This is a genomic window from Streptomyces sp. NBC_00461 (genome assembly GCF_036013935.1).
GTDB lineage: Bacteria > Actinomycetota > Actinomycetes > Streptomycetales > Streptomycetaceae > Streptomyces.
This window is the reverse complement of sequence record NZ_CP107902.1, coordinates 2678429-2695721: the sequence shown is the minus strand read 5'-3', so window position 1 is coordinate 2695721 and position 17293 is coordinate 2678429. Positions and strand designations below refer to the sequence as shown.

The window sequence follows — 17293 nt, the reverse complement described above, 5'->3', positions numbered from 1 at the left end:
GGCGACATGATCGTACGGATCATGGGGGAGGGGCAGGTGAGGCTGGCCGACGGCCACCTCACCGAGTTGAACAAGCTGGACGACGTCCTCCTGCAGGAAATGCAGAACGGCGACGGCCCCGGCTTCCGCCGCACCCTGCAGGCCCTCCTCGCCAAGGTCCGCGAACTGGGCGACCCCCTGCCCGACGACTCCCTGGAACCCTCGGAACTGATCCTCCCGTCCGAGGACGCCACCTTGGAGGAGGTCAGGGACCTGCTGAGCGACGACGGCTTGATCCCCGGGTAGGCCCCTTCAGCCCGTCCGGCGTTTGAGGACGAGGCCCCTCAAGGGCCGAAGCGGGGGTCTGGGGGCGGCAGCCCCCCAGGACGCGGCCACATCAAGGTACGGTCACCACCAGTTCCGGCCCGGTCAGGCGCCCCGTACTGTTCAGGAGTGAGCGGCACGCTAGAACGCACCAGATGTCGGCTGAAGGCGCACCCCCTCGCGCTGGACGCGACCCTGGCGGCCGGCGTACTCGTCTGCATGGTGGCCGGCTCCTTCGTCGACCCGCACGGCGACGACGGCGTCACCTGGGGCATCCGCACCCCCGACGCCCTTGCCCTCGTGCTCATGACGCTCGGCGCCCTCGCCCTGGTCTTCCGCCGCCGCGCTCCGAGGACGGTCCTCGCCCTCACCGGCACCGTCGCCCTCGTCGAATGCGTCGTCGGTGATCCCAGGGCCCCCGTCGCCATGGCCGCGGTCATCGCCCTCTTCACCGTCGCCGCCACCACCGACCGCCCCACCACCTGGCGTCTGGGCCTGCTGACGATGACCGTCCTGACCGGTGCCTCCATGCTGGCCGGCCCCCTGCCCTGGTACGCCCAGGAGAATCTCGCCATCTTCGCCTGGACCGGCATCGGCGCCACCGCCGGCGACGCCGTCCGCAGCCGCCGCGCCGTCGTCCAGGCCATCCGCGAGCGCGCCGAGCGAGCGGAACGCACCCGCGAGGAGGAGGCCCGCCGCCGGGTCGCCGAGGAGCGCCTGCGTATCGCCCGGGACCTGCACGACGTCGTCGCCCACCACATCGCCCTGGTGAACGTGCAGGCCGGCGTGGCCGCGCACGTCATGGACAAGCGTCCCGACCAGGCCAAGGAGGCCCTCGCCCACGTCCGCGAGGCCAGCCGCTCCGCGCTCAACGAACTCCGCGCCACGGTCGGCCTGTTGCGCCAGTCGGGCGATCCCGAGGCCCCCACCGAACCGGCCCCCGGCCTGGAGCGCCTCGACGAACTCGTCGGCACCTTCCGCAGCGCCGGCCTGCATGTCGAGGTCGCCCGCGCCGACCACGGCACCACCCTCCCCGCCGCCGTCGGCCTGGCCGCCTACCGCGTCATCCAGGAAGCCCTGACCAACGTGCAAAAGCATGCCGGTACGGAGGCGAAGGCCGAGGTCAGCGTCGTACGCGTCGGCCCCAACATCGAGATCACCGTCCTCGACAACGGCTCGGGCGAGGACGACGACCCCACGAGCGGCGGCGGCCACGGCCTGCTCGGCATGCGCGAGCGGGTCACCGCCCTGCGGGGCACCCTCACCACCGGCCCCCGTTACGGCGGCGGCTTCCGGGTCCATGCGATCCTGCCGGTCAGGACCCGCTCCCGCGCCGCGGAAGACGCCGTATGACACCCCCACCCCCTGCGGAGGACCCCGTATGACGACGATCCGTGTCCTGCTCGCCGACGACCAGGCCCTGCTGCGCAGCGCCTTCCGGGTACTCGTCGACTCCGAGCCCGACATGGAGGTCGTCGGTGAGGCGTCCGACGGCGCGGAGGCGGTGCGGCTGGCCAAGGAGGAGCGGGCCGACGTGGTGCTGATGGACATCCGGATGCCCGGCACGGACGGTCTCGCGGCCACCCGCATGATCAGCGCCGACCCCACCCTCGCCCAGGTCCGCGTGGTGATCCTGACGACCTTCGAGGTCGACGACTACGTGGTGCAGTCCCTGCGCGCCGGCGCCTCCGGCTTCCTCGGCAAGGGCAGCGAACCCGACGAACTGCTGAGCGCCATCCGCATCGCGGCCGGCGGCGAGGCCCTGCTCTCCCCGGCCGCCACCAAGGGCCTGATCGCCCGCTTCCTCGCCCAGGGCGACGCCTCCGACGACAGCCGCGACCCGGCCCGCGCCGAGCGGCTCGCCGCCCTCACCGTCCGCGAGCGCGAGGTCCTCGTCCAGGTCGCCGGCGGCCACTCCAACGACGAGATCGCCGAACGCCTGGAGGTCTCCCCGCTCACCGTGAAGACCCACGTAAACCGCGCCATGGCCAAACTGGGCGCCCGCGACCGGGCCCAACTCGTCGTCATCTCCTACGAGTCCGGGCTGGTCCGTCCACGGGCGGAGTGACCGGCGGCATGTGACGTTCTCGTAGGGGTGGCCGGGCCCCCGGCCGCCCTCGTCTGCTCGCTGCGTATTCTGTGGCCTTTGACTGCCGTACGTGGGAAAGGGATTCGGGCGTGCCCCTGCGGAAGGACGACCCGAAATCGGTCGGCGGCTACACCTTGGTCGATCGGCTCGGGGCCGGTGGCATGGGCATCGTCTACCGGGGCAGATCCCGCTCAGGCCGCGAGGTCGCCGTCAAGGTGGTGCACGCCCAGCACGCCGAGGACCAGGTCTTCCGGGCCCGGTTCCGCCAGGAGATCGAGCTGGTCCGCAAGGTGAGCGGCGCCTTCACAGCTCCTGTCGTGGACGCCGACCCGGAGGCGGTACGGCCCTGGATGGCCACCCAGTACGTGCCCGGCCGCTCCCTCGCCGAGCGGATCCGTGCAGAGGGCCGGCTGCGCGGCGCCGAACTGCGGCAACTGGCCCTGGGGTTGGTGGAGGCGCTGCGGGAGATCCACCGGGCCGGGGTCGTGCACCGGGACCTGAAACCCGCCAACGTCCTGATGGCCGAGGACGGTCCCCGCGTCATCGACTTCGGCATCTCCCGCGCGGCCGAGAACCACAACACCCTCACCGAGACCGGGCAGATGATCGGCACCCCGCCCTTCATGTCCCCGGAACAGCTCACCGACGCCCGTACGGTGGGCCCCGCCTCGGACGTCTTCTCGCTCGGCGCCCTGCTGGTGTTCGCGGTCACCGGCCGGGGCCCGTTCGACGCCGACAGCCCCTATCTGACCGCCTACCGGGTGGTCCACAACGAGCCCGTGCTGGAGGGGGTGGCGCGCCCGCTGCGCACGGTCCTGGAGCGCTGCCTGGCCAAGGACGCCAAGGACCGGCCCGAACTCGACGAACTGGCCCACGAGTTCGCGGCAGTCCTGCCCGAGCCCACGGAGGACGAGCCGCTCACGATGACCCTGCGGCGGCCCGCGCCGCGGGCCGGGGCGGAGACCGGCCCGGGGATCGCGTCCGGCCGCACCACCACTGCCGGCCCCGGCCGCCGCGGCCGTATACGTCCGTTGTGGGCCGCGGTCGGCACGGTCGGCGCGCTGGGCTTGGGGCTGCTGGGCTACATCCGGTTCGGGCCGGGGTTCTCGGACTCCCCGCCGGTGGGCCCGGCCTCGTCCGCCTCGTCCTCCGCCTCGTCCCGCTGGCCGGCGCTCCCGGCCGGCTGGAAGCCGTGGCAGACGGGGGTGACGGAAACCGCCGCGAGCGGAGCGATGAAGGCGCCGGACGTGCACGGCACGGACATGGCGCCGCGCTGCGCGGTGGACCAGGGCTCCGTCTACTGCGGCGGCAACGCACTCCTCCCGGAACGGATCGACGCCGCAACCGGCACGATCCTCTGGCGCGCCGACATCGCGCCCGCCGGGGTCCCGGCCGACCGGTACGTCTCGTCGGTCGTCGGGGCCGACGGCGACGTGGTGCTCGTCCAACTCCTCGTCAACAACGAGTCCGGCTTCACCCAGGAACAGTCCCTCGTCGCCCTCGACCGCGAAAGCGGCGGAAGACTCTGGTCCCGGAAGGTGTACAACGGCAGCCCGGGGTCGGTCCAGGTCCCCGGACTGGTCCTCATGCTGGAGGCCGACGGCCGGTCGGTGACCGCCCGCTCGGCGGCCGACGGCAAGGAGCGCTGGAGGACGTCCCTGCTGGCGAAGCACTTCTGCACCCTGCTCGACCTGGGGGACCGTCCGTACGTCGAGTGCGTCACCGACGCGGCGGACGACGACACGGAGTTCATCGTCATCGACCCCTCCGACGGCTCCGTGCGGCGTCTGGCCTCACCCGCGGACAGCGGCAGCTTCGTCGGCGCCCTCGACGGGAAGCTGCTGTTCGTGGAGTCGGACGCGGACGCGGTCGCGGTCAGCAAAGACCTGACGTACACCCGTATCGTGCGCGTCGACCCGGAGAGCGGGAAGCGCGAGGTGACACCGTTGCCCCAGCGGTACCGGGGGACCGTGGCCCTGGCGCGCGGCACGCTCTACTTCTCCACCTCCAGCGGCCTGGTGACCGCCGTCTCGCCGCTGACGGGAGCGCGGGTCTGGGAGTCCCGCACCACCCTGGAGTCGGCCGGCCGGGTCTCGGTGGACGCCGACGGGCGCACCGCGTACACGGCCGGCGCGAGCGGACGGGTGGCGGCCCTGGACGCGGCGCGGGGCACCGTGCTGTGGGAGACCGCCGCCCGTGCCGAGGTCCTGGCCAGTGGCCTGGAGCCCGTCGTGCTGTTCGACAAGGGCGCCCTGGTGGTGGCGACCGCCGACGGCACGATCTTCACCCTCGACCCGGCCCACCCCCACCGGACAGCGGTCTCGGCGGGGTGAGCGCGGGCCCCGGCCCACGGGCTACGGCAGTGCCAGCATCCGCTCCAGCGCGAGCTTCGCGAACGCCTCGGTCTCCTTGTCGACCTCGATCCGATTGACCAGGTTGCCCTCGGCCAGCGACTCCAGGGCCCAGACCAGGTGGGGGAGGTCGATGCGGTTCATTGTCGAGCAGAAGCAGACCGTCTTGTCGAGGAAGACGATCTCCTTGCCCTCGGCGGCGAAACGGTTCGCGAGGCGTCGTACGAGATTGAGCTCGGTTCCGATGGCCCACTTGGAGCCCGCCGGAGCCGCCTCCAGCGCCTTGATGATGTACTCCGTCGAGCCGACGTAGTCGGCCGCGGCGACGACCTCGTGCCTGCACTCCGGGTGGACGAGGACGTTCACGCCCGGGATGCGCTCGCGCACGTCGTTGACCGAGTCCAGCGAGAACCGGCCGTGCACCGAGCAGTGGCCCCGCCACAGGATCATCTTCGCGGCGCGCAGCTCGTCCGTCGTCAGCCCGCCGTTCGGCTTGTGCGGGTTGTAGAGGACGCAGTCCTCCAGGGACATGCCCAGGTCGCGGACGGCGGTGTTGCGGCCCAGGTGCTGGTCGGGCAGGAACAGCACCTTCTCGCCCTGCTCGAAGGCCCAGTCGAGAGCCTTCTTGGCGTTGGACGAGGTGCAGATGGTGCCGCCGTGCTTGCCGGTGAACGCCTTGATGTCGGCGGACGAGTTCATGTACGAGACGGGCACGACCTGCTCGGCCACGCCGGCCTCGGTCAGCACGTCCCAGCACTCGGCGACCTGCTCGGCCGTCGCCATGTCGGCCATCGAGCAGCCGGCGGCGAGGTCGGGCAGGACCACCTTCTGGTCGTCCGACGTCAGGATGTCCGCGGACTCCGCCATGAAGTGCACACCGCAGAACACGATGTACTCGGCCTCCGGACGCGCCGCCGCGTCCCGGGCCAGCTTGAAGGAGTCACCCGTCACGTCGGCGAACTGGATGACCTCGTCGCGCTGGTAGTGGTGGCCGAGCACGAAGACCTTGTCGCCGAGCTTCTCCTTGGCCGCGCGGGCGCGAGCCACGAGGTCCGGGTCGGACGGCGAGGGCAGGTCACCGGGACACTCGACGCCGCGCTCGCTCTTCGGGTCGGCCTCACGGCCGAGGAGCAGCAGGGCAAGAGGACTCGGCTGTACGTCGAGCTCCGTGGTCTGGGCGGTGGTCACGACACGCACCCTTTCTGTTCTGCGGATATTCTCTGCGGGAGTGCTTTTCGTCGAACTGACGTTATCTATGATAACCCGGTTCACGTCAGTTTGACGATGGTCATAACGTCGATGTGACATGAATCCCGGTGCCGTGCCGGAGGGGCCCTTGGGTCGCTGTTCGCTTCGTCGCGGGTGTGCGAGCATGAAAGAACGGGCGAAAAGACAAGTTGCCCGGCTCGGAATGAATCCGTGCCTCCGGCGGTTGAAAACGTCGGCAAGCAGTCTCCGTACAACCCGGGAGAGATGTAGATGTCCGTATCGGACGAGACCAGCACCGTCACCGACGGCATCATCCTGTCCGACGCCGCCGCGGCGAAGGTCAAGGCCCTGCTCGACCAGGAAGGCCGTGACGACCTGGCCCTGCGTGTCGCCGTCCAGCCCGGCGGCTGCTCCGGCCTGCGCTACCAGCTCTTCTTCGACGAGCGCTCCCTCGACGGCGACGTGGTCAAGGACTTCGGCGGCGTCAAGGTGGTCACCGACCGCATGAGTGCCCCGTACCTGGGCGGCGCGTCCGTCGACTTCGTCGACACCATCGAGAAGCAGGGCTTCACGATCGACAACCCGAACGCGACGGGCTCCTGCGCCTGCGGCGACTCCTTCAGCTAAGCCCCGCCGACCGGCCGAGGCCCGCTGAACAACTGAACATGCCGAAGGCGGCGGCCCCCTCCGACAGGGCCGCCGCCTTCGCGTTCCTCCGGGCGGCTACTGGACCCCGGCCGCAGCCCGCGGCAGTCGCGCTCCCGGCTTCACCAGCGCGATCCCCTTGCCGTCCGAGCCCACGACCTTCCGGTCACCGAGCGGCTCGTCCAGCTGCACGGTCCTCTGGAACTCCTTGGCGATCATGATGCAGATCTTGCCCTTCCAGGGCTTCTCGGTCACCGTGACGGTCACCTCGTCCGCGCTCTCGCTCGCCTTCGCCGTGTAGTCGGCGCACACGCCGCCCGTGAAGCTCACGGTCAGCTCCTTGCCGTCCGCCGTGTAGCCGTCCACCTTGACGTCCCGGGTGGCCGGCGCCGAGGTCGGCTCGTCGCCCGGGGCGGTCGCCGACGGGGTCGGCTCCGGGGACTCGGTGGCCGAGTTCGACGCCAGGTACTTCGGGTCGACGGCCGGATAGGTCACCGTGAAGCCGTGCTGCGCGCCCGCACCCTTCACCTCGAACAGCCAGGACGGCACCAGCGCCCGCCGCCCGTCCACAGCCCGCGCGGCCAGCCCGAACACCGCACCGTCGACCGTGACGGTCTCCTTCGACGGCGTCGCACCGGCCCCCGAGGTCGACTGCCCGCACGGCGCCTCCAGCCGGTCCTTCAGCGGTACGGGGCTGGCGCAGCCGCCGATGCCCATGCGGTGGTCGGTCGTGGGCGCCGAGTTCATCAGCTCCAGCGTCTTCTTCGCGCTCAGCACGGGATACGTGTCGCCCTTGGCCGGTGCCTTCAACTGACCGCTGCCGCCGACCACTTCGCCCTGTGCGCTCACCGTCAGCCCGGTCGCCCAGCCGTATGTGGGCAGCCCGCCGACCAACGGGTCCGCGTTCACCGCCCGCTGGGCGCCCATGACCTGGCTCGCGTCCACTTTCGCGTCATCCTGACCGACCGCCTTCAGCACGGGCGCCGCGGCCTTCTTCGCGGCCGCCTCGCTCACCGTGGCTCCGGCCGGGTTCGCGGGATCCTTGGTGCACTTGGTGATGCTCTGGCAGGCGTCGGTGCCGGCCGCGTACCGGTGGAACGTCCAGGTCCCCGGCGCCTGCCTGTCCACCACGAGGCTCGGCCCGGACCCGTCCCCCGCGGGCCCGACCTGCCAGGCCTGCCCTTGCGCCACCGGCGCCCCGGCCAGGCCGAGGGACTTCGCCAGCCGGGCCACCTCGTCCTTGGTGACCTCGCCGGCCGCCCGGTACACGGGCGCGGAGCCGGGGCCGGCGGGCAGAGTGCCGTCGACCTTGTACGTCACGCCGTACGGGTTGGGCTCCCCGGGCGCGATCCCGTTCGAACCGCCCTCGGAGTAGCCGTCGAGTGCGAGCGGCGGGGGAGTGCTGTCGTCGCCGGAGGCCCCGGAGCCCGTACGGCCGCCGGACCCCCCGGTGGCGGATGCGGTGAGATAGGCCCCGCCGCCTCCCACGAGCAGCACGGCGGCGGCGACGGAGGCGATGAGCACGGGGGAGCGGCGGGCGGGCGGGCGAGGGTGATCCGTGCCCGGTGCGGGGGTGGCGTCGGGGACGCCGTCGTCACCGTCCTCGGCCGCGGGAGCCTCGGTGGCCTCGGCGTCACCTTCGTCAGCCGCGGCAGCCTCGGTCTTCTCCTCGACCTGGGCGCCGTCGGCCCGTGCGCCCTCCCCCTGGGCGTCGGAACCCTGGGCGCCGGCACCCTCGGGGCCCTGTCCGGCCACGGCACCCTGCTCCGCCGCGGAGCCGGTGTCGCCCCGCTCCTCGTCGGAGCCGTCGGCGTCGTTGTCGGGTCGCTCGGTGTTCACCGCATCGCTCCTTCTGCTGCACTGCTGTCCCATGACCCTGACCCGGCCCTGTCAAAACGGCCTGCCGGGGTCGTATCGCGCATCCCCTTTACGGGGGACGGCGATGGGACGCAGCGGGGGAGCGCGCGGTTCCCTCGAACGCGCCGATCGGGTACCACCGAGCCGGGTTCAGTCGCCGTAGTCCGACATCGCGTCCAGCAGGCGGGCCGACTTCGACGGCACCTTCACCCCGTGGATGAGTGACGGGGAGACCGGAAGGGAAGTGATCCGGTCGGGAGCGGACCAGTGGGGGACCATCCGGGCACAGTCGCCGCGCAGCGACGCGAGGTCGCCTTCCAGGTCGACCGGGACCGGGGCATGGACCTTGAGGTTCGTCATAGCGGAACCGTATGCACGTACCAGCCTGCGAAGAAAGATCTACTATCGGGTAGTTTTGGCCACTTCAGAGCCCCTCTTCAGTGCCTCGCTACGACCCGGTAGCGTGAACTGTCAATCCGTCTCCCCACAGGAGAGTCCCCGCCGTGCGCATCGCAGTCACCGGCTCCATCGCCACCGACCACCTCATGACCTTCCCCGGCCGCTTCGCCGACCAGCTCGTCGCGGACCAGCTGCACACGGTCTCGCTCTCCTTCCTGGTCGACAACCTCGACGTACGCCGGGGCGGCGTCGGCGCGAACATCGCCTTCGGCATGGGCCAGCTCGGCACGCAGCCGATCCTGGTCGGCGCCGCGGGTTCCGACTTCGCCGAGTACCGCGACTGGCTCGACCGGCACGGCGTCGACACCGACTCGGTCCGCATCTCCGAGACCCTGCACACCGCCCGCTTCGTGTGCACCACGGACGCCGACCACAACCAGATCGGCTCCTTCTACACGGGCGCGATGAGCGAGGCCCGCCTGATCGAGCTGAAGACCGTCGCGGACCGCGTGGGCGGCCTGGACCTGGTCCTGATCGGCGCCGACGACCCCGAGGGCATGCTCCGGCACACCGAGGAGTGCCGCTCGCGGTCGATCCCCTTCGCCGCCGACTTCTCCCAGCAGATCGCCCGGATGAACGGCGACGAGATCCGGATACTGCTGGAGGGCGCCACGTACCTCTTCTCGAACGAGTACGAGAAGGGCCTCATCGAGTCCAAGACCGGCTGGAGCGACGAGCAGATCCTCGCCAAGGTCGGCCACCGCATCACCACCCTCGGCTCCCGCGGAGTCCGCGTCGAGCGCAAGGGCGAGGACCCGATCGAGGTCGGGTGCGCGCAGGAGGAGCGCAAGGCCGACCCCACGGGCGTCGGCGACGCCTTCCGCGCCGGCTTCCTCTCCGGCCTGGCCTGGGGCGTCTCCCTGGAGCGCGCGGCCCAGGTCGGCTGCATGCTCGCCACGCTCGTCATCGAGACGGTCGGCACCCAGGAGTACCAGCTGCGCCGCGGTCACTTCATGGACCGCTTCGCCAAGGCGTACGGCGACGAGGCGGCGGCCGAGGTCCAGAAGCATCTGGCCTGAGCTACGACACCCGGCGGACCAGGTACGCGAAGCCCTGGTCCGCCGGCTCCTCGCCCAGGTACTCCTGCCCCCGCATCTCGCACCACGCCGGAATGTCCAGCCGCGCCGCCTCGTCGTCGGACAGCACCCGCACCGTGCCGCCCACCGGGACGCCCCCGATGACCTTGGCGAGTTCGATGACGGGGATCGGGCAGCGCCTGCCGAGAGCGTCGACGACCAGGACGTCCTGCTGCACGGTCGTGGCCAGGTCCGGAGCCCCGAGCTTCTCCCGCACCCCCGCCACCACCCCCGGCAACACCTCCAGGAACCGCTCCACTTCCTCCCGGGTCGTCCCCGTCGGCAAAGAAACCCGCACATTCCCCTCACTCAGCACCCCCATGGCCTTCAGCACATGGCTAGGCGTCAGCGTGCTGCTCGTACAGGACGATCCGGACGAGACGGAGAAACCCTCCCGGTCGAGCTCGTGGAGCAGTGTCTCCCCGTCGACATAGAGACAGGAGAAGGTGACGATCCCCGGCAGCCGCCGCTCCGGATCCCCGACCACCTCCACGTCCGGCACCGACTGCGCCACCCGCACCCGGATCCGCTCCGTCAGTTCCCGCAGCCGTACCGCCTCTTGCGCCGCCTCCGCGCGCACCGCCCGCAGCGAAGCCGCCGCCGCGACAATGGCAGGCAGGTTCTCGAAGCCCGGCGCCCGCCCCGACTCCCGCTTGTCCACGGGCCCTGGCGGCGCGAACCGCACCCCTTTCCGCACGACGAGCAGACCCACCCCCGAGGGCCCACCCCACTTGTGAGCACTGGCCGCGAGCAACGACCAGTCGCCCTCGACCGGCCCCCACCCCAACGACTGCGCCGCATCCACCAGCAGCGGCACCCCGGCCTCCCGGCACATGGCGGCCACGTCGGCCACCGGCTGCTCGGTCCCCACCTCGTGATTGGCCGACTGCAGACAGGCCAGAGCGGTGTCGGGACGCAGGGCGTCGGCGTACGACGCAGGCGTCACCCTTCCCCGCCGGTCCACCTCGATCCGAGTGACGCTCCCGCCGCCGGCCTCGTGCGTGTCAGCCGCATGGAGCACCGAGGAGTGTTCGACCGCCGACACGATCAGGTGACGGCCAATCCGGTGACGCCCGGCCAACGCCCCCGCGATTCCCGTGTGCACGGCCCGGGTCCCGGAAGAGGTGAAGACCAGTTCATCGGTACGACACCCCACGGCCTCAGCAGCCGCCTCCCGAGCCGCATCCAACAACATCCGAGCCCGCCGCCCCTCACGATAGAGACGCGCAGGGTCGGCCCACCCCTCGTCCAGCGAGGCCAACAACGCCTGACGTGCGAGGGGATGGAGAGGCGCGGAGGAAGCGGCGTCGAAATAGGACATACGCAAACGCTATGACGACCTGCCCGCAACCGACCTATTGGGGGCGCGGGGAACTGCGCGACCAGCCACAAACAACCCGCACCCGCCAATCCAGCGAACCCACGGAGTGAGTAGGCACCCCTCCCCGCGAACCCTCGGAGAGCGTCGGCTAGGGTTTGGTCCGCATAAACATCCAAACCCCTGCCCGACGCAGGGCGGCGACCGACCAGCGAGAAGGCCGCAGCCAATACGCGCGGGCGAGACTCTCGGGAAGGCGCTACGTGAGTCCCAACGGCTCCGACCGCTCGCCGCGGCGCCCGATGCGGCGGAAGCTGCTGCAGGCAATGACCGCGGGCCTGGTCCTGGCGACCGCCACCGGTTGCACATACAAGGACTTCCCCCGCCTTGGTATGCCCACCCCCACCACGGAAGAGGCTCCGCGGATCCTCTCCCTCTGGCAGGGCTCCTGGGCTGCCGCGCTGGCCACCGGCGTGCTGGTGTGGGGCCTGATTCTGTGGAGCACGATCTTCCACCGGCGTAGCCGCACCAAGATCGAGGTTCCTCCGCAGACCCGGTACAACATGCCGATCGAGGCGCTGTACACGGTCGTTCCGCTCGTCATCGTCTCGGTGCTGTTCTACTTCACGGCCCGCGACGAATCGAAGATCCTGAGCCTCGACAAGAAGCCGGACGTCACCGTCAACGTCGTCGGCTTCCAGTGGAGCTGGGGCTTCAACTACATCGAGCCCGTCGAGGGTTCCACCGGTGACGCGAAGACCGACAAGAACCTGGCCGCCATTCCGGACCGGTTCAAGACCGACTTCCCGGCGAACGCCGGCGGTGTCTACGACGTCGGCACGCCCGCCACGAAGAACCCGCAGACCGGCAACCCGGGCCCCACGCTGTGGCTGCCCGAGGGGAAGACGGTTCGCTTCGTCCTCACTTCTCGTGACGTCATCCACTCCTTCTGGGTGGTGCCGTTCCTGATGAAGATGGACGTCATCCCGGGCCACACCAACTCCTTCCAGGTGACCCCCAACAAGGAGGGCACCTTCCTGGGCAAGTGCGCCGAGCTGTGCGGCGTCGACCACTCCCGGATGCTGTTCAACGTGAAGGTCGTCTCCCCTGAGCGCTACGAGCAGCACCTCAAGGACCTCGCCAAGAAGGGGCAGACCGGTTACGTTCCCGCCGGCATCGCGCAGACGAGCCACGAGAAGAACCGGGAGACGAACAACCTGTGAGCATCGTCAACGAACCCCAGGGTGCCCCGGCAGCTGAGGGACACTACTCAGACGAACTGCCGGTCCGGCGCAAGCAGCCCGGCAACGTCGTGATCAAGTGGCTCACCACCACTGACCACAAGACGATCGGGACGCTCTATCTCGTCACGTCGTTCGCGTTCTTCCTGATCGGCGGCGTCATGGCGCTGCTGATGCGCGCCGAGCTCGCCCGGCCGGGTCTGCAGATCATGTCGAACGAGCAGTTCAACCAGGCGTTCACGATGCACGGCACGATCATGCTGCTGATGTTCGCGACGCCGCTGTTCGCCGGCTTCACCAACTGGATCATGCCGCTGCAGATCGGTGCGCCCGACGTGGCGTTCCCGCGGCTGAACATGTTCGCCTACTGGCTGTACCTGTTCGGCTCGACCATCGCGGTCGGCGGCTTCCTCACCCCGTCCGGCGCGGCCGACTTCGGCTGGTTCGCCTACTCCCCGCTGTCGGACGCGGTGCGCTCCCCGGGCATCGGCGCCGACCTGTGGATCATGGGTCTGGCCTTCTCCGGTTTCGGCACGATCCTCGGTGCGGTCAACTTCATCACCACCATCATCTGCATGCGCGCGCCCGGCATGACCATGTTCCGCATGCCGATCTTCGTGTGGAACGTGCTGCTGACCGCGGTGCTGGTGCTGCTCGCCTTCCCCGTCCTGGCCGCCGCGCTGTTCGCGCTGGAGGCGGATCGGAAGTTCGGGGCGCATGTCTTCGACGCGGCCAACGGCGGCGCGCTGCTGTGGCAACACCTCTTCTGGTTCTTCGGCCATCCAGAGGTGTACATCATCGCGCTGCCGTTCTTCGGCATCATCTCCGAGGTCATCCCGGTCTTCTCCCGCAAGCCGATGTTCGGCTACATGGGCCTGATCGGCGCGACCATCGCGATCGCCGGCCTGTCCGTGACGGTGTGGGCCCACCACATGTACGTCACCGGCGGTGTGCTGCTGCCGTTCTTCTCCTTCATGACGTTCCTCATCGCCGTACCGACCGGCGTGAAGTTCTTCAACTGGATCGGAACGATGTGGAAGGGGTCCTTGTCCTTCGAGACCCCGATGCTCTGGGCCACCGGCTTCCTGGTCACCTTCACCTTCGGCGGCCTCACCGGTGTCATCCTGGCCTCGCCGCCGATGGACTTCCACGTGTCCGACTCGTACTTCGTGGTGGCGCACTTCCACTACGTGGTGTTCGGCACCGTCGTCTTCGCGATGTTCTCCGGCTTCCACTTCTGGTGGCCGAAGATGACCGGCAAGATGCTCGACGAGCGGCTCGGCAAGATCACGTTCTGGACGCTGTTCATCGGCTTCCACGGCACCTTCCTGGTCCAGCACTGGCTGGGCGCCGAGGGCATGCCCCGTCGTTACGCGGACTACCTCGCGGCCGACGGCTTCACCGCCCTGAACACGATCTCGACGATCAGCTCGTTCCTGCTCGGCATGTCGATCCTGCCGTTCCTCTACAACGTGTGGAAGACGGCCAAGTACGGCAAGCCGGTCGGTGTCGACGACCCGTGGGGCTACGGCCGCTCGCTCGAGTGGGCCACCTCGTGCCCGCCGCCGCGGCACAACTTCCTCACCCTGCCGCGGATTCGCAGTGAATCCCCGGCGTTCGACCTGCATCACCCTGAGATCGCCGCTCTCGACCAGCTCGAGAACGCGCCTCACGGTGAGAAGGCTCTGGCTGGTGGCAAGGAGGCCGGCAAGTGAAGGTTCAGGGCAAGATGTTCATGTGGCTGAGCGTCTTCGTCCTCGCCATGGCGGTCGTCTATGGCGTGTGGTCGAAGGAGCCGGCCGGTACCACGGCCCTCTTCCTGGCGTTCGGTCTGTGCATCATGGTCGGCTTCTACCTCGGCTTCACGGCCAAGCGGGTCGACGCGGGTGCCATGGACAACAGGGACGCGGACGTCGCGGACGACGCCGGCGAGGTCGGGTTCTTCAGCCCGCACAGCTGGCAGCCGCTCGCCCTCGGTTTCGGTGGCGCGCTGGCCTTCCTGTCGATCGCGATCGGCTGGTGGCTGCTGTACTTCTCCGCTCCGATCATCATGATCGGCCTCTACGGCTGGGTCTTCGAGTACTACCGCGGTGAGAACCGCACCCAGTAGCACGCGCAGAGCGCAAAGGGAGCCCGGACACTCCGTCAGGAGCGTCCGGGCTCCTGCGTTTGCCGCAATACCGTTCGCTCGAACGAGTCACCCGGCGCGCCGTGCTTGACGAACGTCCATAGCGTGAGGGACATGAACCACTCTCCGCGCACCCGCATCGTCGTCAGCTGCACGCTGCTGGTGATCGCCCTCGGCGCGGGCGGCACCTCTTGCAGCAGCGGCGGCAACCCGCTGACCGACAAGCCGTACGACGCGACGGACCAGATCTCCTTCAAGGGCCCCACGGGAGACGGGAAGAAGGCCGACCCGGACAAGCCCCTGGAGGTCACCGCCGACGACGACCGCATCACCGACGTCACGGCCGTGGACGCCACAGGCCGCTATGTGACGGGCGAACTCTCCGACGACGGCTCCCGCTGGCACAGCACCTCCCCGCTCGCCGCCAACGCGCACTACACGGTGCGGGTGAGCACGGAGGACGACGACGGGGCACCGGGACGCAAGGTCCTCGACTTCGACACCACCACGCCCACCACCAAGAAGAGCCTGGGCGTGACGTTCGGGCCCAAGTCGGGGACGTACGGCGTCGGCCAGCCCGTCACCGCCGAACTGGACAAACCCGTCAAGGACAAGGCACAACGGGCCGTCGTCGAACGGGCCCTACGGGTGGACGCCGTGCCCGCCGTGCAGGGCGCCTGGCACTGGGTGAGCGACAAGGAACTCCACTACCGCCCCAAGGACTACTGGCCCGCCCAGGCCACCGTCCAGGTCCACAGCGACCTCGACGGCGTCAAGGTCGGCGACCGCCTGTGGGGCACCAAGAGCAAGGCGCTGAAGCTCACCATCGGCGACAGCATCGTCGCCGTCACCGACGCGGCCTCGCACTCCATGACGGTCTACAAGAACGGCGAGGACATCAAAGAGCTCCCCGTCACCACCGGCAAGCCCGGCTTCGACACCCGCAACGGCGTCAAGGTGGTCCTGGGCAAGCAGTACTTCGTACGTATGCGCAGCGCCACGGTCGGCATCGCCGAGGGCAGCGCGGACTCGTACGACCTGCCCGTCTACTACGCGACCCGCCTGACCTGGAGCGGCGAGTACGTGCACGCCGCCCCCTGGTCCGTCGGCTCCCAGGGCTACGCCAACGTCAGCCACGGCTGCACCGGCATGAGCACCAGCAACGCCGAGTGGTTCTTCGACACCGTCCACGAGGGCGACGTGGTGAAGGTCGTCAACTCAGGCGGCGACACCATGGAGCCCTTCGGCAACGGCTTCGGTGACTGGAACCTCACCTGGCAGAACTGGCGCACCGGCAGCGCACTGGTCGCCGGCACGCCGGACGGGCCGAGCTCGGCGGAGCGAGCCCGGCTCAGGCCGCAGAGCGTCTGAGGAGCTCTAGGCGCTCTGCTGAAGCCTCTTCTGCCGCAGCAGGGAGGCCAACGCGGCCGCGAACTCCACAGGATCCGCAGGGAGCGTCACAGCCGCGTCCGCACGGCTCCAGGTCGCCAGCCACGCGTCCTGCGGCCGGCCGATCAGCAGCAGCACCGGCGGGCAGTTGAACACCTCGTCCTTGATCTGGCGGCACACGCCCATGCCGCCCATGGGCACGGCCTCGCCGTCCAGGACACAGACGTCGATCCCGCCCCTGTCCAGCTCCTTGAGGACGGCCGCGGGCGTCGCGCATTCCAGGAACTCGACGACGGGAGCGTCCGGCGCAGGCCTGCGTCCGGTCGCCAACCGGACTTGTTCGCGGGTGTTGGAGTCATCGCTGTAGACCAGCACCGTGGCGGTCGCCTGCATCGTTCCTCCGCATCGTTGGTCGGGAACATCGGTTACCGATGGGGCGGATGCTACTCCCATGAACACCGCGTCAACACCTGTTGGAACACGGCTTCGATGGGCCATACGGGCAGTACACGCGGTACGGACACTCCGAACAGCACCCCCCGGAGTGAGGGCGGGATAAGGGACCGACATAATGTCGGTCGTGGCGACAGCAACGACAGTAGAAACCGGGCACGCGCACCCGTCGGTCAACCGGCCGAACCTCACCAGCGTCGGAACCATCATCTGGCTGAGTTCCGAGCTGATGTTCTTCGCGGCCCTCTTCGCGATGTATTTCACCCTGCGATCGGTGACCGGTCCGGATCACTGGAAGGAGATGGCGAGCCATCTCAACCTTCCGTTCTCCGCGACCAACACCACGATCCTGGTGCTCTCCTCCCTGACCTGCCAGCTCGGCGTCTTCGCCGCCGAGCGCGGGGACGTGAAGAAGCTCCGGGGCTGGTTCATCGTCACCTTCGTCATGGGTGCGATCTTCATCGGCGGTCAGGTCTTCGAGTACACGGAGCTGGTGACGAAGGACGGGCTCTCGCTCTCCTCCGACCCGTACGGCTCGGTGTTCTACCTGACCACCGGGTTCCACGGCATGCACGTGACGGGCGGCCTCATCGCCTTCCTGTTCGTCCTCGGCCGCACCTACGCGGCGAAGAGGTTCACCCACGAGCAGGCGACCGCGGCCATCGTCGTGTCCTACTACTGGCACTTCGTCGATGTCGTGTGGATCGGCCTCTTCGCCACGATCTACCTGATCAAGTAGCCGGGACCGTTCCCGCGTGCGCCCACAGGCGCACAT

At 69.5% G+C, this 17293-nt stretch carries 16 protein-coding genes; 11 read left to right on the top strand and 5 right to left on the bottom strand.

Annotated elements, in window-relative coordinates:
- The first annotated feature begins 6 nt into the window (after nucleotides 1-6).
- The 4 genes from pspAA to OG870_RS12825 all read left to right on the top strand — a co-directional run bounded on the left by pspAA (nucleotide 7) and on the right by OG870_RS12825 (nucleotide 4725).
- Complete coding sequence (pspAA, locus tag OG870_RS12840; protein WP_266512940.1) at nucleotides 7-285, top strand: PspA-associated protein PspAA; 279 nt, start codon at nucleotides 7-9, stop codon at nucleotides 283-285.
- Nucleotides 286-432: 147 nt separating this feature from the next.
- Nucleotides 433-1656: a sensor histidine kinase gene (locus tag OG870_RS12835; protein ID WP_266512937.1), complete on the top strand. Its 1224-nt coding sequence runs from the start codon at nucleotides 433-435 to the stop codon at nucleotides 1654-1656.
- Nucleotides 1657-1684: 28 nt separating this feature from the next.
- Entirely contained in the window at nucleotides 1685-2371 is a 687-nt protein-coding gene (locus OG870_RS12830; RefSeq protein WP_266512934.1) for a response regulator, read from the top strand.
- A gap of 110 nt (nucleotides 2372-2481) precedes the next feature.
- The gene (locus OG870_RS12825) at nucleotides 2482-4725 is read left to right on the top strand and encodes a serine/threonine-protein kinase (protein WP_327690873.1); all 2244 of its coding nucleotides are present in this window, start codon (nucleotides 2482-2484) and stop codon (nucleotides 4723-4725) included.
- 21 nt (nucleotides 4726-4746) lie between these two features.
- Here OG870_RS12825 and nadA read toward each other — a convergent pair whose 3' ends face one another.
- The gene (nadA, locus tag OG870_RS12820; RefSeq protein ID WP_266512930.1) at nucleotides 4747-5931 is read right to left on the bottom strand and encodes a quinolinate synthase NadA; all 1185 of its coding nucleotides are present in this window, start codon (nucleotides 5929-5931) and stop codon (nucleotides 4747-4749) included.
- Between the two features lie 291 nt (nucleotides 5932-6222).
- Here nadA and OG870_RS12815 point away from each other — a divergent pair, with 291 nt between their 5' ends.
- Nucleotides 6223-6579 carry an iron-sulfur cluster assembly accessory protein gene (locus tag OG870_RS12815; RefSeq protein ID WP_124004201.1) on the top strand — a complete coding sequence of 119 codons (357 nt, stop codon included), beginning with the start codon at nucleotides 6223-6225 and terminating at the stop codon, nucleotides 6577-6579.
- A 96-nt stretch (nucleotides 6580-6675) separates the two neighbouring features.
- On the opposite strand, the gene OG870_RS12810 is transcribed toward OG870_RS12815, so the two are convergent.
- Nucleotides 6676-8436: a hypothetical protein gene (locus tag OG870_RS12810; protein ID WP_266585276.1), complete on the bottom strand. Its 1761-nt coding sequence runs from the start codon at nucleotides 8434-8436 to the stop codon at nucleotides 6676-6678.
- 168 nt (nucleotides 8437-8604) lie between these two features.
- Entirely contained in the window at nucleotides 8605-8814 is a 210-nt protein-coding gene (locus tag OG870_RS12805; RefSeq protein ID WP_266512917.1) for a hypothetical protein, read from the bottom strand.
- A gap of 143 nt (nucleotides 8815-8957) precedes the next feature.
- Between OG870_RS12805 and OG870_RS12800 the strand changes: the two genes are divergently transcribed.
- A complete protein-coding gene (locus OG870_RS12800) occupies nucleotides 8958-9932 on the top strand; it encodes a carbohydrate kinase family protein (protein ID WP_266512914.1) in 975 nt (324 codons plus the stop codon).
- Nucleotide 9933: 1 nt separating this feature from the next.
- Here the strand turns inward: OG870_RS12800 and OG870_RS12795 are convergent, their stop codons facing one another.
- Nucleotides 9934-11310 (bottom strand): cysteine desulfurase/sulfurtransferase TusA family protein, encoded by a 1377-nt coding sequence (locus tag OG870_RS12795; RefSeq protein ID WP_327690872.1) that lies wholly within the window; start codon nucleotides 11308-11310, stop codon nucleotides 9934-9936.
- Nucleotides 11311-11570: 260 nt separating this feature from the next.
- Here OG870_RS12795 and ctaC point away from each other — a divergent pair, with 260 nt between their 5' ends.
- From ctaC to OG870_RS12775, 4 genes are all read left to right on the top strand, one after another.
- On the top strand, nucleotides 11571-12530 hold the full coding sequence (ctaC, locus tag OG870_RS12790) for an aa3-type cytochrome oxidase subunit II (protein WP_327690871.1): 960 nt from the start codon (nucleotides 11571-11573) through the stop codon (nucleotides 12528-12530).
- Nucleotides 12527-14263, top strand: a complete 1737-nt coding sequence (ctaD, locus tag OG870_RS12785) for an aa3-type cytochrome oxidase subunit I (RefSeq protein ID WP_266512905.1) — start codon at nucleotides 12527-12529, stop codon at nucleotides 14261-14263. Before ctaC ends, ctaD begins: the two co-directional genes overlap by 4 nt.
- The gene (locus OG870_RS12780; protein WP_266512902.1) at nucleotides 14260-14658 is read left to right on the top strand and encodes a cytochrome c oxidase subunit 4; all 399 of its coding nucleotides are present in this window, start codon (nucleotides 14260-14262) and stop codon (nucleotides 14656-14658) included. Before ctaD ends, OG870_RS12780 begins: the two co-directional genes overlap by 4 nt.
- Nucleotides 14659-14790: 132 nt before the next feature.
- Nucleotides 14791-16047 (top strand): L,D-transpeptidase, encoded by a 1257-nt coding sequence (locus OG870_RS12775; RefSeq protein ID WP_266512899.1) that lies wholly within the window; start codon nucleotides 14791-14793, stop codon nucleotides 16045-16047.
- Nucleotides 16048-16053: 6 nt separating this feature from the next.
- Here OG870_RS12775 and OG870_RS12770 read toward each other — a convergent pair whose 3' ends face one another.
- Nucleotides 16054-16458 carry a hypothetical protein gene (locus OG870_RS12770; RefSeq protein ID WP_266512897.1) on the bottom strand — a complete coding sequence of 135 codons (405 nt, stop codon included), beginning with the start codon at nucleotides 16456-16458 and terminating at the stop codon, nucleotides 16054-16056.
- Between the two features lie 178 nt (nucleotides 16459-16636).
- Here OG870_RS12770 and ctaE point away from each other — a divergent pair, with 178 nt between their 5' ends.
- A complete protein-coding gene (ctaE, locus tag OG870_RS12765; RefSeq protein WP_266512895.1) occupies nucleotides 16637-17257 on the top strand; it encodes an aa3-type cytochrome oxidase subunit III in 621 nt (206 codons plus the stop codon).
- Nucleotides 17258-17293: the final 36 nt, after the last annotated feature.

Bases quoted from the DNA above. Each gene is read 5' to 3' on its own strand.
- OG870_RS12770 (WP_266512897.1), bottom strand. From the start codon at position 16,458: ATGCAGGCGACCGCCACGGTGCTGGTCTACAGCGATGACTCCAACACC.
- OG870_RS12775 (WP_266512899.1), top strand. From the start codon at position 14,791: ATGAACCACTCTCCGCGCACCCGCATCGTCGTCAGCTGCACGCTGCTG.
- OG870_RS12805 (WP_266512917.1), bottom strand. From the start codon at position 8,814: ATGACGAACCTCAAGGTCCATGCCCCGGTCCCGGTCGACCTGGAAGGC.
- ctaE (WP_266512895.1), top strand. From the start codon at position 16,637: ATGTCGGTCGTGGCGACAGCAACGACAGTAGAAACCGGGCACGCGCAC.
- OG870_RS12830 (WP_266512934.1), top strand. From the start codon at position 1,685: ATGACGACGATCCGTGTCCTGCTCGCCGACGACCAGGCCCTGCTGCGC.
- OG870_RS12795 (WP_327690872.1), bottom strand. From the start codon at position 11,310: ATGTCCTATTTCGACGCCGCTTCCTCCGCGCCTCTCCATCCCCTCGCA.
- pspAA (WP_266512940.1), top strand. From the start codon at position 7: ATGATCGTACGGATCATGGGGGAGGGGCAGGTGAGGCTGGCCGACGGC.
- OG870_RS12815 (WP_124004201.1), top strand. From the start codon at position 6,223: ATGTCCGTATCGGACGAGACCAGCACCGTCACCGACGGCATCATCCTG.